This is a genomic window from Altibacter sp. HG106 (genome assembly GCF_028561755.1).
In the GTDB taxonomy this organism is placed as follows: Bacteria; Bacteroidota; Bacteroidia; order Flavobacteriales; family Flavobacteriaceae; genus DFVG01.
The window spans coordinates 63792-77713 of the sequence record NZ_JAQQTD010000001.1 but is presented as its reverse complement, the minus strand read 5'-3'; the positions used below and the strand labels follow the sequence as shown (position 1 = coordinate 77713).

General features: G+C 38.9%; 11 protein-coding genes. 8 read left to right on the top strand and 3 right to left on the bottom strand.

Annotated features, from left to right (window positions below; genetic code table 11):
• Nucleotides 1–41 precede the first annotated feature (41 nt).
• Nucleotides 42–260, bottom strand: a complete 219-nt coding sequence (locus tag PO830_RS00370; protein WP_272851541.1) for a hypothetical protein — start codon at nt 258–260, stop codon at nt 42–44.
• 232 nt (nt 261–492) lie between these two features.
• On the opposite strand from PO830_RS00370, the gene PO830_RS00365 reads away from it, so the two are divergent.
• Together PO830_RS00365 and PO830_RS00360 are read left to right on the top strand one after the other, a co-directional pair.
• Nucleotides 493–1599 carry an alkene reductase gene (locus PO830_RS00365; protein WP_272851540.1) on the top strand — a complete coding sequence of 369 codons (1107 nt, stop codon included), beginning with the start codon at nt 493–495 and terminating at the stop codon, nt 1597–1599.
• A gap of 194 nt (nt 1600–1793) precedes the next feature.
• Nucleotides 1794–5021 carry a VPS10 domain-containing protein gene (locus PO830_RS00360; RefSeq protein WP_272851539.1) on the top strand — a complete coding sequence of 1076 codons (3228 nt, stop codon included), beginning with the start codon at nt 1794–1796 and terminating at the stop codon, nt 5019–5021.
• Between the two features lie 153 nt (nt 5022–5174).
• On the opposite strand, the gene PO830_RS00355 is transcribed toward PO830_RS00360, so the two are convergent.
• Nucleotides 5175–5861, bottom strand: coding sequence for a hypothetical protein (locus PO830_RS00355; protein ID WP_272851538.1), 687 nt, complete (start codon nt 5859–5861; stop codon nt 5175–5177).
• Nucleotides 5862–6093: 232 nt separating this feature from the next.
• Here PO830_RS00355 and PO830_RS00350 point away from each other — a divergent pair, with 232 nt between their 5' ends.
• From PO830_RS00350 to PO830_RS00325, 6 genes are all read left to right on the top strand, one after another.
• Entirely contained in the window at nt 6094–6288 is a 195-nt protein-coding gene (locus PO830_RS00350; protein ID WP_272851537.1) for a helix-turn-helix transcriptional regulator, read from the top strand.
• A gap of 2 nt (nt 6289–6290) precedes the next feature.
• On the top strand, nt 6291–6722 hold the full coding sequence (locus tag PO830_RS00345) for a very short patch repair endonuclease (protein ID WP_272851536.1): 432 nt from the start codon (nt 6291–6293) through the stop codon (nt 6720–6722).
• The gene (locus PO830_RS00340) at nt 6719–8260 is read left to right on the top strand and encodes a DNA cytosine methyltransferase (protein ID WP_272851535.1); all 1542 of its coding nucleotides are present in this window, start codon (nt 6719–6721) and stop codon (nt 8258–8260) included. Before PO830_RS00345 ends, PO830_RS00340 begins: the two co-directional genes overlap by 4 nt.
• Before the next feature lie 350 nt (nt 8261–8610).
• Nucleotides 8611–10479, top strand: coding sequence for a hypothetical protein (locus PO830_RS00335; protein WP_272851534.1), 1869 nt, complete (start codon nt 8611–8613; stop codon nt 10477–10479).
• Entirely contained in the window at nt 10466–11293 is an 828-nt protein-coding gene (locus tag PO830_RS00330) for a hypothetical protein (protein ID WP_272851533.1), read from the top strand. Before PO830_RS00335 ends, PO830_RS00330 begins: the two co-directional genes overlap by 14 nt.
• 9 nt (nt 11294–11302) lie before the next feature.
• The gene (locus PO830_RS00325) at nt 11303–12055 is read left to right on the top strand and encodes a DUF6339 family protein (protein ID WP_272851532.1); all 753 of its coding nucleotides are present in this window, start codon (nt 11303–11305) and stop codon (nt 12053–12055) included.
• 971 nt (nt 12056–13026) lie between these two features.
• On the opposite strand, the gene PO830_RS00320 is transcribed toward PO830_RS00325, so the two are convergent.
• On the bottom strand, nt 13027–13620 hold the full coding sequence (locus PO830_RS00320; RefSeq protein ID WP_272851531.1) for a DUF4251 domain-containing protein: 594 nt from the start codon (nt 13618–13620) through the stop codon (nt 13027–13029).
• Nucleotides 13621–13922: the final 302 nt, after the last annotated feature.

The following is a 13922-nucleotide window of genomic DNA, read 5'->3' as shown; positions in this document are numbered from 1 at the left end:
GGGGTGCAATCTCACAGGGCTTTTGATAAGCGATAATGCCTCTAGGAGGTAATCGCTTGTTCTTTTTTCTTAGCATTTTTCTTTACTAAACTTTCAAGCTCGCGTGCTTTGTCTGCGATGCTTTGTCCGGCACCTTGAACTTTATTGCCGATGTTCTTCTTTGTGTCGGCAGGAAGGGCGCGGTATCCAAAATAGGCAGCTGCTGCTGTTCCTAATCCAATAAGTGCCCAAATTCCTGTTTGCTTGTTTCGTCTATTCATAGTGTCTTGATTTTTTATTAATTAGTACCTTAAAGATACGTGATAACTATAGCCAGATCATAATTTAAAACCCACTTTAGTATAAGTTTAATAGGGGTTTAAGGGTTTTTAAGAATTTTCGGGACTCCCAATATTTTATTGATAGTAGCATAGGAGGGAAGTATGAATGTTCCTCTAAAGTGAGGTAGACAATTTCTATCTTCGGAAACATTCAAATTAAAAAATAGAACACATGACAAAGCAACCTCTTCTCACCCCATATAAAAATAACGTAGCGCTAAAGAATCGCATCATAATGGCGCCAATGACCCGTAGTCGGGCTGATAATCCTGAAAAGAAACCCGTGGATGAACTGCACGGCGTTTATTACGAGCAACGCGCTTCTGCCGGACTCATTATTACGGAAGGGTCTCAGGTATCCGAACGTGCCGTGGGGTATATCAACACCCCCGGTATCCATACCGAAGCGCAAGTAGCCGGTTGGAAACAGGTTACCGATCGGGTGCACCAGCAAGGAGGGAAGATCTTTATTCAACTTTGGCATGTAGGGCGTATGTCGCATCCTTATTTTCACGATGGCGCATTGCCGTTAGCGCCTTCTGCCATCAACCCGGAGGCCCAGTCCTATACGCCGGAAGGTTTTAAAGATACGGTAACCCCTAAAGCAATGACGCAGAACGAGATTGATGAGACGATATCTGACTTCCAACAAGCCGCTAAAAACGCAGTGGCAGCTGGTTTCGATGGCGTAGAGATCCATTCTTCTAACGGCTATTTATTTCATCAGTTTTTCAACGGAACTTCAAATACGAGAACCGACAAGTACGGGGGAAGCATCGAGAATCGGGCACGCTTCTTTTTTGAAACCCTCGATGCCATCAAGGAAGTAATTCCGCAGGAAAAAATTGGCGCCCGATTTAATCCTTCCTTACATGGTGTCTTCGGAATGACCATGGATAAAGAAACCATTCCCACCTTTGAGTACATCATTCAAAAACTCAACGACTACAACCTAGCGTATGTTCACCTTTCGGAACCCTTTACCGATGTGTCCAACATCCCGTTTGCGGTAACCGAAATTGCCAAGCACTTTCGCCCTTTGTACAACGGCACCTTAATGATCAACAGCAATTTCGATCAGGAGTCTGGAAATAAGGTGATCGAGGCAGGACATGCCGATCTGGTGGCCTTCGGAAAGCTATACATTTCGAATCCCGATCTCGTAGAACGCTTTGCGGAAGATGCGCCCTTAGCCGAATGGGATAAGGATACCTTTTATACGCCGGGGAAGAAGGGGTATATTGATTACCCAGCTCTTGAAGATAAAAAAACTTCATAACGAAAAAGTTCTAAAGTCATATATGCTGCGGCGCTGCTCATTGAATGAACTTGGTAGTGGGTCGCAGCATTTCTTTTTTGCTTGGTCCTGGAACGTTAAAACCCTTCAACTCCTAAAAAAAATTATAGAATAATCGTATTTTGAACGGTACACTATTTTCTATAGACATTCGAATCAACCAAAAAGTATTAACCATGAAACACCGAATTACACTCCCAGTAGTACTCCTTTTTGCCTTTTTATTTGCTGTACCGCTTCAGGGGCAAGAAATTACCGATAAAACCTTTTCCGGCTTAATGCTGCGGAATATCGGTCCGGCCTTCACCTCCGGTAGAATTGCAGATATCGCCATTCATCCCGAAAACGAAAACGTATGGTATGTAGCCGTAGGATCGGGTGGTGTCTGGAAAACAACAAATTCTGGAACGACCTGGAAGCCTATTTTTGACAATGAAGCCTCGTATTCTATTGGAGCTATTACCATAGACCCCAACAATCCGCATACTATCTGGGTAGGGACGGGCGAAAATGTAGGAGGACGGCACGTGGCTTTTGGAGATGGAGTATACGTGAGCCATGATGACGGCGCGAGCTGGAAAAACATGGGCTTGCCTAATTCGGAACATATCTCGAAGATTGTGGTGCATCCAGACGACTCGAACGTGGTTTGGGTCGTTTCTCAAGGGCCGTTGTGGACTGCTGGAGGAGAACGCGGAATTTATAAAACAACCGACGGCGGAACTACGTGGAAGCGAACCCTGGGGGATGCCGAATGGGTAGGGGCCACCGATCTGGTGATCGATACTTTAGATCCTGATGTGTTATACGCAGCCACCTGGCAACGGCAACGAACGGTGGCCGGGTATTTGGGTGGCGGACCCGGTTCCGGACTTCATAAAAGTACCGATGGGGGCGAGACGTGGACGAAGTTAAGTAGCGGACTCCCAAGTTCTAATTTGGGAAAAATCGGACTCGCGATTTCTCCATTCGATCCGGATGTGATCTACGCGGCCATCGAAGAAGATCGCACCAAAGGAGGCGTGTACATGTCGGAGAACCGAGGCGCCTCCTGGACCAAACAATCGGATGCGGTTTCCGGCGGAACCGGCCCTCACTATTATCAGGAGCTGTACGCCTCTCCACATCACGAAGGGAAGCTGTTCTTAATGAGCAATTATGTTCAGATTTCAGACGACCACGGAAAAACCTTTTACACCATGAATGAAGAGAACAAACATGTGGACAGTCATGCGATGGCGTTTAAAGCTTCCGACCCAAATTATGTGCTCTTCGGAACCGATGGCGGTTTGTACGAAAGCTTCGATCTTACCGATAGTTGGAAGTTCATTCGAAACCTTCCGATTACACAATATTTTAAACTCGCGGTAGACGATTCAGAACCGTTTTACAATATTTACGGGGGAACCCAAGACAATGGATCGCACGGCGGACCCTCACAAACCACCTATTCTGACGGGATCACCAATTCCGATTGGTGGAAAACCTTAGGAGCCGACGGTCACCAGTCGGCTATCGAACCCGGAAACCCCAACATTACCTACGGAGAGTTTCAGCAGGGAGCCTTGTGGCGTATCGATCAAACTACCAAAGAAACCGTGTTTATTCAGCCGCAGGCTAGAGCTGGAGAACCTTTTGAGCGCTTCAATTGGGATGCCCCCATCCTGGTGAGTCCGCATAACCCCAAACGCCTGTATTTCGCGTCGCAGCGCGTGTGGCGTTCGGAGAATCGGGGAGACGATTGGACCCCTATTTCCGAAGATCTTACCCTTAATCAGGACCGTATGACTTTTCCGTACTACGGAAAACAACAAAGTTGGGACAACGCCTGGGATGTGGTGGCCATGTCGAATTACAACACCATTACTTCGTTGGCAGAGTCGCCCAAGCAAGAGGGACTTATTTACGCCGGAACTGATGATGGAATTATTCAAACTACGGAAGATGGCGGAAACACCTGGCGGAAATCTACGCTCAGCAACATTAAAGGACTCGGAAACGTGCCGTTTGTGAATGATGTGCGCGCCGATTTGTTTGATGCGAATGTGGTGTACGTTACCGTAGACAATCATAAATACGGCGATTACAAGCCCTATATTCTGAAAAGCTCTGACAAGGGAAGAAGCTGGTCGCTGATCAGTGGCGACCTGCCGGTACGCATGTTGGTTTGGCGTTTGGTACAAGATCACGTGGATAAAAACCTATTGTTCGCTGCCACCGAATACGGTATTTATTTTACGTACAACGGCGGAAAGAACTGGGTAGAACTCGGTGGAGGGGTACCTACCATCTCCTTCAGAGACATTACCATCCAACGGCGGGAAGACGATCTGGTGGGCGCTTCCTTTGGACGTGGCTTTTTTATTCTGGATGATATAAGTCCGTTGCGAAACTTTAACGCCGCTATGCTTTCTAAAGAAGCCACGCTATTCCCAATTAAGGATGCGCATTGGTATTCGGAAGCGAGTAGAGTAGGGAGTCAGGGTGACGCGGAGTATAAAGCCCCGAACGCTCCATTTGGCGCACGATTCACCTATTACTTAGCCGATGGCTATAAATCGTTGAAAGACGAGCGCAAAGAACGTGAAAAGACGAATACTAACTTTCCCGGCTGGGAGGCATTAGAAGCAGAAACCAACCAAGACGGACCCAAAGTATTGTTCTTGATCAAAGATGCTAATGGAAATTTGGTCAATACGATTGAGGGGACTAATAAAAAAGGTTTTAATCGAGTGAATTGGGAATTGAACTACCCAGATAAACGAGGTGAGCGACTTTCTGGTAAGGGAGACGGTATCGGTACCGGAAATGTGATGGTGACGCCCGGAACCTATTCAGCTACTTTGGTAAAACGCGTGGACGGAGTAACGACCACGCTTCAAGGTCCGCAAGAATTTAAAGTAGTCGCCATGTATGACGGTGCACTGCCACGCAAGTCCTTTGAAGAAATGAACAACTTTAGAGAAGAAGTGTTTGCGTTTCAGCAAGACCTCACGGCCACGAATATGATGATGACACGCCAATTGGATAAAGTTGCGGCCATGAAACGAGCGGCTAATAAAGCAACTTCTAATAATGACGCCTTATTGCAAGACATCAACAAAGCGCGCATGGACCTATTGGCGATCGAAAAAGAACTGCGTGGCGATTCGGTGAAGGATGAAATAGGGGAGCGGTCGAACCCAACAGCCAATGATGGCGGAAGAATTGGTTGGGTAGCCTTTGGCAACACCTATGGGCCTACCGGAACGCACAAAGCGTTGCTGGAGCGTGTTGAAGGACAGTTACGCACGGTGAAGTCGAAATTAAAAACCATGCAGAACAACACCTTGCCGGCGCTGGAACGCCGACTCAAAGCTGCGGGTGCCCCGTGGATCGAAGGGCAGGGGTTGATGGGGAATTAGATATCAGTTAGTATTTAGTTTTGAGTATTGAGTAATAAGAAAAAGGACGTAGGACTTTGAATTTATGACATAGTATTCAGGACGTAAAACCTATGAAATGAAAAAACGACTCCGTCCCCGGAGTCGTTTTTTTTATGCATGGACTGGAAAAAATTAGCTTCCAACATAGTTGAGAAGTTGTTGGAGTTCGGCTTCGTCACTGAGCGAAATACCATTGACTTCGATATAGGTTTCGATGGCGTCTCTATTTAGTTCTTTTGTGGCGAACTGTTTTGCAAACCCGCGTTTGCTGAGTTTTACCTTTTCAAGCCTGCCGTTTTCTTCCACGTAATACCGCTCATTCCGAATATATTTATTTGTTCTGCGGTTGACCATAGGGTTAGGAGAACTCTTGGAATATTTGATGGTATAGTATTTATAAATCGTAATGTCTTCATTAAAGAAAAGCTCGAGCAAGGTTGGTTTCCCGTCTAATGTAAGGGTTCTAAAGATTTTGTCTTTGATAATAATTTGCAGAATGTTCTTGGTGTCGAAGGTATATACTTTGGTTTCGTCATATAGTGCCTCAAATTTGTTATCCATTAAATTGATATTGGCCTTGTCAATTTTGTAGCGCCCTTGTTCTTTTAAGTAGATCGTGGCTTCCAGGTCCCATGCATCGAAATAATACGCAGAACCGTCGGTTCGGGTTCTGGCATTGACAAATTCTGGGCCCATATTAAAGCCGCTTTGGTTTCCGAAACCAGAACGGGTGGTTTTTAAGGAGTTGGTATAGTCTTCGTCCTGGGCGAAAACAGTGAACGTAAAAAGGAAAATAAGAAAGGAAAAAACGAATTTCATAAGTAGGGTTTAAATGTCCTGAGACGCAAATATATCATTTCTATAGACAATAAGGTTAGGGGGTTGGTGAGTTGGTGGGTTAGTTAGTGGGAAAGGCTTGGGTAACTGATGGTAGGAGGGGAGTGTAATGTGTGTGGAATGGAGATATTTGTTAATATCTAACCAATAAGATTCCACAATAATATCTCATATTTCAAATGTTCACTTATATTTATTATGTAATTTTTTAGATATGAATCGCATAAAAGAAGTTTTAAAATCTAAAGGAATTAAACAGACTTGGTTATCTGAAAAACTGGGAAAAAGCTATAATATGGTCAATTCTTATGTGCAGAATAGGACTCAGCCAAGTTTAGAAGTGCCTTTCAAAATAGCAGAAATTCTGGAAGTTGATGCAAAGGATTTAATTAATTCAAATAGATTGTAGTTATGGATGTGCATAGTTCAGAAACTAGAAGTTATAATATGAGTCAAATAAAAGGTAAGAATACAAAGCCTGAATTATTAGTTCGAAAATTTCTACATGCTCATGGTTATAGATATACTTTACATGACAAAAGATTACCCGGTAAACCGGATATTGTCTTGAAAAAGTACAAAGCAATAGTGGATGTAAGAGGCTGTTTTTGGCATTTACATCAAGGTTGTAAATATGGAGAATTGGTTAACACTCCGTCAGAGAAGATGACTTCCAAAAGAAAATTTGCTGTCCAAAGAGATGAAATAAATATGTCGCTATGGAATGAAGCTGGATGGAAAGTAATTGTTATATGGGGAGAATGTCAATTGGAACCAAGAAAAAAACTATCAAAAAAAAGAGAACAAACATTGAATAATATTCTTAATAATTTAAAATTGTGAAAATACCTGTAATTGACATATTTGCAGGACCAGGTGGTTTAGGTGAAGGGTTTATGTCTGTAACTGACAACAATGGTGAATCTGTATTTGATATTAAGCTATCGATTGAAAAAGATATACATGCTCATAAAACATTAGTTTGGCGTAGTTTTTATAGGCAATTTGTAAAACACAATAAAGAAGTCCCTAAAGAATATTACGAAGCTTATAGAGAAAGAGATCTTAAGAAACGTGAACATCTAATTGAAAATACCCTTGATAAATATCCAGAAGGAAAAATTGCAAGAAATGAAGCAAGGCTTATTGAGTTAGGAGCTGATAAATGGCCTGCTAAAAAGGTGGATAATCTCATTAAAAAACAATTAAGCGGATATTCTGGAAATTGGGTTTTAATTGGAGGCCCTCCCTGTCAAGCCTACTCAAATGTTGGTAGATCTAGAGTTGGTGGAATACATAAAGAAGATCACAGAGTTTATTTGTATAAGGAATATTTACGGATTATTGAAGAACATTCTCCTTCAGTTTTTGTTATGGAGAATGTCAAGGGATTGTTATCAGCAAAAGTCGAAGAAGAGAAGGTGTTTGATTGGATGAAAAGAGATTTACAACTCGGAGGTGAGTATGGAATACATTCATTTATAAAACCTGTTAGTAGTGATAAAGATTTTCTAATTAAGTCTGAATTTTATGGAGTACCGCAGAAAAGACACAGAGTTATTTTACTAGGTCTCAAGAAAGGAGTTAAGCATAATAATACTTTTCTCAAGCCAAAGAAGCCAATTACATTGAGATCTGTTATTGAAGAATTACCGTCGTTAAGGAGTGGATTGAATAGAGAGTTTGATAAATATGATTTGAACCAGAGAAATGCAAACGGCAGCTCAAAACGTATTTACAAAAATATACAAGATTCTGATGCTGAATGGCAATTGTACTTGAATAAATTCATTTTGAAAATTAAAGAATGGGGAGAACTAAATTTAAACGGATTAAGTGATGGTGCTCCATTTTTTAAGTTTGGAATTGGTAGTGAGTTCATTCCTTATAAAATTTCAATATCAAAAACACACCCTTTAAGGGACTGGTATTATGATGCGAAATTAAGAGGTTTGGCTAATCATGAATCGAGATCGCATCTCACTCAAGACCTAATGAGATACTTATTTGCAAGTTTATATGTGGAGAAGAAGAACACATTTCCTAGACTTTCAGACTTTGCAAGACATAATGAAGATTTGGTGCCAGATCATGCGAATGTAAATTCAGGAAAGTTTACAGATCGTTTTCGTGTTCAAGTTCCTGATCTACCAGCCACTACTGTTACTAGTCATATTTCAAAGGACGGACATTATTTTATTCATTATGATCCTACTCAATGTCGTTCCTTGACTGTAAGAGAAGCAGCAAGAATTCAGACTTTCCCAGATAATTACCTTTTTAGAGGTAGCAGAACACAACAATTCCATCAAGTAGGTAATGCTGTTCCGCCTTATTTAGCCAAACAAATGGGCGAAATAGTTTCAAATATTCTGAAATAATATATGAATATTTTCATTTTGTATACTATATAATTAGTATATAGTAATATATTAATATTATACTTTTTATATTTCCATTAAAATCATACATTTGTATTGTAAATACATTTTTTTAATATATTATGAAATCTAAAAGAGAAAGATTTGAAGATGTTGCTAGTAAAAGAGTCCAATATATAATTGACAAACTCGAATTGTTAGGCAATTGTTCAAATAGGAATAACTATGACTTTAATGAGAATGATGTAAAGAAAATGTTTTCAGTTATAAAAGATACTTTAAGAAAAACTGAGCAAAGGTTTAATGACGAAATCGCAAAAAAGTCAAAGCAATCATTTAAATTTTAAACTATGACACTAAAACTTCCTTATTGGCAATTTGCTTCAACTGGTGGTGGTTCTGAAGATGGAGTTTCAAATCCTGAAGTCGAATACTTTGAAGGTGACTATAATTACTTCTTGGCTAGGGAAATTTTACAGAATGCTCTTGATGTACGACTAGATAAAGAAAAACCTGTTAGAGTAGTTTTTTCTTTAGAAGAATTCTCCCAGTTAATGTTTCCTGATCACAAACAATTTTTAGAAATATGGAAAAGTGCACAAAAGTTTTGGCCGAAAGATAATTTAAAGTGCCAAGAGTTTCTTAAAAACGGTTTTAATTGCTTGACTAGTGACAAAATAAATGTTTTAAAAATTTCAGATTACAATACTGAAGGTCTTAACGGTGGAGATAATGATAGAGAAGAGGGGTGGTTTGGGTTGGTTAGATCTGTTGGTTCTTCCAATAAAAATGAAGGTCAAGGAGGTTCATTTGGTATTGGTAAAGGTGCGCCCTTTGCAGCTTCTTATTTAAGAACATGCTTTTATTCTACAGTCAATAAACTTGGACAAAATGTATTTCAAGGTGTTAGTAAAATAGTTAGTCATGATGATAATAATGGAGATGTTAAAAGAGGATATGGTTCTTTTGGCTTAGATAATCAGAGTTCTGTAAGAAATCGAAAACAGATTGATGAGCACATGGTTAGAAAGGGTAGAGGCCTTGATATTTATATTATGGGTTATAAAATTGAAGATGATTGGCAACGGAAGCTACTCGAATCAGTTCTCAGAAATTTTTGGCCTGCAATCTTGCATAATGAATTAGAGGTAGAGATTGACGGTGAAACCTTAAGTAGTAGAAATCTTGAAGAAAAATTAATCCACTATTTTATAAATGAACCCACCAAAGACAATAATAAGCCGGAAGGGAACCCTCTGGAGTATTTTAGAGCTTTTAAGAATAGTGACGAAATATTTGATGATAAAACTGAGATTCTAAGTGATGTTAGATTTTATTTTAGAAAATCTGATGAACATTTAAATAGAATAGCAATGATTCGGAAATCGAAAATGGTTATTTACACTAGAGCATTTCGCTTTCCAGCCAACTACTCGGGGGTTTTCATTTGTGAGAACGATAAAGGAAATCGTGAGTTAAGAAAAATGGAATCGCCGGAACACGATCGATGGGATAAGCATAGGCATAAAGAAAAAGGAAGTCAGATAGAGCTTGAAATAAACACTTTCATTAAAAGCAGTTTGAAATCTTTAACACGTATAGAAGAAAGTGAGCTTTTAGACATTCCTGGTGTTCATAAGTATCTTCCTTTTGATGAAGGCGGGGACCTTTCAGGAGATAATGGAAATGGAGGAGAATATACTGGGAAGGAAAGTGAAAGTGAATCAAGTAAGGAAATTGGCAAAAGTGAAGAGTTTGAAAAGGATGTCTTGGTTTCACCATACAAAGTAGCAGTTATAAACACACCTATAGAAGGAGTCGGTGGAGAAGCTATTATTTTAGGTAGGACAAAAAATAAACGAACAAAAAAGAAAAAAAGAGGTGGAGGAGGAGAAGGGAAAAATAATGCTCTTTTGCGTGAAGGACTTAAATCGAGAATTTATTTGAAAGACAAGAAGAACAATGAATTACTATATAGAATTATAATAGATAGTGAAATTACGGGTAATTGTAATTTAAAACTGTTTGCTATAGGTGAAACGTCTGTTGAAAAAATTAAAATTTTAGATGCAAAAGACGTAAATGGGAATAAATATTTAGCAAGTGGATATAGAATAATGAAGGTTCCTCTGTCAAAAGGCAATAAACTAATGTTAGATGTTAAAATCAATAGTTTAATAAAAATGTCATTAAAATTAGAAGGCTATGGTTTACAATAATAGAGAATATCCTCACCCTGTATTAGGTATTGAAAATGCAATTAAAGGGAAATTTAATGTGCATTTAAGTGTCAAAGCCGGGAAAGATACGATTAAAATAGAACCCGTTTTTGATTTGGAAAACATGGATATTATCAGCATGATTCAAAATGGACAAGCGTTATTTGCTACGCAAGTATATTGCAGGTCAACAATGTATAGATCATTATTTAAATCAGAAAGTAGTGTTCAGCAAAAGATTATTATCCCAACAAAGGAATTAAGAAATGAAGTTCAATTAGATTTTTTTGTTTGTGCTGCAAAGGATATAAAGGATTACTGCAATTCTCAAGCACATGCAGATTATAACGGTGTTTATTTTCAATTAGGCAAAGGAGAAATTCTGGCTTATGGAGGGCAAGGTGTTTTCCATGCAAATAAAACTCCAGAAGAGTTAAAAGCTATTTCGTCATTTATGCAAATTGAAAAAACAGAAAAAGAAAATGGTCCAATACAAAATTCTTATCACGGTGAAAAAATTATAGTACAACTATCTAAGAACGACTATGAAAAATATAGAGATATAGCTGGGCATCAATATGCTGAACAACTTCTGCACAGCTCTGTAGTTTTACCTGCATTAATGGATGCGATTGAAATTGTTAAAGATCCAACAAGTGAGTTCAGTGATAATAGCTGGTTCAAGATATTACAGAGTTTAGTAGAAGAAAAAAGTAAAGGCAATGATAATGCATTATTTTCTGGTCAAAAAATTCTTGATAATCCTTTAAATAGAACTTTTAAAACAATTGATAACCTAGTCTATAATGAGTAAAATAATCTTATGAAAATACAAGAAAGTCATATTGAGCAAAAAATATTTTCGTCTGGCTACTTAAATCATATATATCTTCAGGTTTTCGATAATAAGAAATTTTCGCATTATGAACAGATGGAATTTCCTCTGGAAAAAGAAAATGTTCATCCAAATGGTGGAAGTAGAATATATGTACCTAATAATATAACCTTAGCTATTCCTGAAGGAAATAAAGGTGCTGATTTAAAGGAGATTGAGAATACTAAGATTATTTACGAAGCCTTTCGAACTTTAACACCTACGCAGGCATCAGATCCGAGATTATGGACATATTTAACCCATGTAACTTTTTGGGAATATATGAGAAAACGATGGCCAGTTGCAGAACTACAAAAGGATAAAAAGAAAAATTATATTAAAGAAAGATATTTACTCACCACAACAAATCTTAGGACATTAACTCATAATGGAATTTCAAGGTTATGGTGGTTTGGATATCTAACCTATGATGAAAACCGTGAAAATCCTTGGGAATTAACCGAAACATTGTTGAAAGGAACTGATCTTCCTACAAGTTTGTTAGAAAGGGCAATAGGCACTAATAAAAATATTAGAACTGGTGTTCTTGAGTTTTTTTCAGAAAATCCTTCTTTAATAACTTCAAAATCAGTTCAAGAAATATTAAAGATGCTAAATCTAGTTGGAGGGGTAAAAAACCTACCATTCCTGGAATCCAACGAAATAAAAGAAATTATGAATGAACTAAAAAATGTAGCATAAATGCATTATCCTTATCAAATGGCACAAAAAGGTCTTGCAAACTTGAAAGCCGCAATTCATATGATATTAAAAGATGCTCCATCCAAAGGATGGCATCAGAAATGTATATATACGCCGCACAATAGGTATAAATTATGGTCATAGTGGTAAGCATCAAGATCACATACCAAGAACTATGCTTGAGATAATGAAAACCGTAGGAGTAGTGATTCAAGATGAAAAAACCAAAAAATGGAAGCTAAATAGGTAAATCTGCCTCATAAAATTATGGCTAAAACAATAGGAGAGTGGAGCGACCCTATTTTATGGGTTTAGTAATACATAATCTTGCGAGTTTCAACTTTAAAACAAATTTCAAAACATTCTTGACTAGTTACAATGCTTCCTAAAATATAGTGGAATGAGCCGTTAATTGTTTCCTGCCAGCGCACCGCCTCGCTGCTCCCTAAAAAGGTCTAGTAGACCTTTTTAAACGATCGCCCGTATGCAGCCTTGATTTTTAGTGTCTCCGACGAGCATAGCGAGAGGAAGACATTTTGCATCAATTTGGCGATTAGATTTCACTCAATGGTTGTAGCTAAATACTACTTTACACAGAATAAGAGCGCTGCGTCTTGGTTTTAGGCAGTGAAAATAATTCGTATAGAGCGTCCTTTTTTGGATCCTTTTCGGGCGAGCAAATCCGAAATATTTTTTTTAACGATATTTTTCTCTATAATTTAGAATCATAGCTGAAGAGAAATTGTGCCTGGCGTAAATATGCTTTTACATAATTCCTGACGATATAAGCCTAAAGGCATTATATCTGGAATTATATAAAATAGCGCAGAAAAAGCGCTATCCGTATATATACTTAAATGTACTATAATGTACTATAATTTATATTATGTAAAATAGAAAATTTTGGTACAGAGAAAAACGGTCATTCAGCTACGCGCTTTAAGAATTATAAAAATTGGGAGCGCTCTTCCCTACATCGCATCCGGAATGGCATGAATTCTACCCATATATCGAATCACCGTGCGCTGGGAAGACGTCACCTGAATCATCGCGCGATTGTTGGGATACGCTCTAATGAATACCTGGTAGCGTTCTGTTCTGCTATTTGAATCATCTGCTTCAAAATACATTTCAATATGTTCGTTGCGCTCGTTCACCGAATACGTTTCCGTACGTCCCTCCATATCCACACCCACATCCTGAGCATTTCGGTTTCCGCCGCTGCCTTGCAACTGTTGTCCAAAAAATGGCATATTCGCCACGACTTTTCCTTGTCGCACTTCTAAAAAATAATTGTCGCCACCCACTTGTATGTTTCCGGTAGTACTTCCATTCATATACGGCGCCAGGTCATTTAGCACGGCAGTGGTCGTCGCCGTATTAAACGGCTGTACGCTTTCCACATCAATGCGGTACATTTCAGAAGCGACCAACTCAGAAATTGCCTGAAAAGCTTGCGCATTTTGTGCCTCCTCATTGGCACTTTCAGAAGAACCACAACTTTGAAACACAATAACCATGACGGCAATAAGGAACAATCGACGATATAAGGATTTCTTTTTCATAGGTTTAAGATAAGCATTGTATGCCATAGACACAACGAGTTTAACAATCCTTATAGTACAAGAAGTATGCCCCAATGCCCTAAAACGATGGCAATGGTCCTGCTATACGCTTCCGACTCACTAATTCACCAATTCACTAAGCTGCTTCTTCTTTCTCTTACATCCTACGTCCTACATCCTACTTCCCGTCTCTTGCCTCTTGTCTCTTTTCTCATATCTTAACTAACTAACTAACTAACTAACTAACTAACTAACTAACCAACCCCCAACCTTAACATTTCTCTAAAACAGTTTCCCGAACG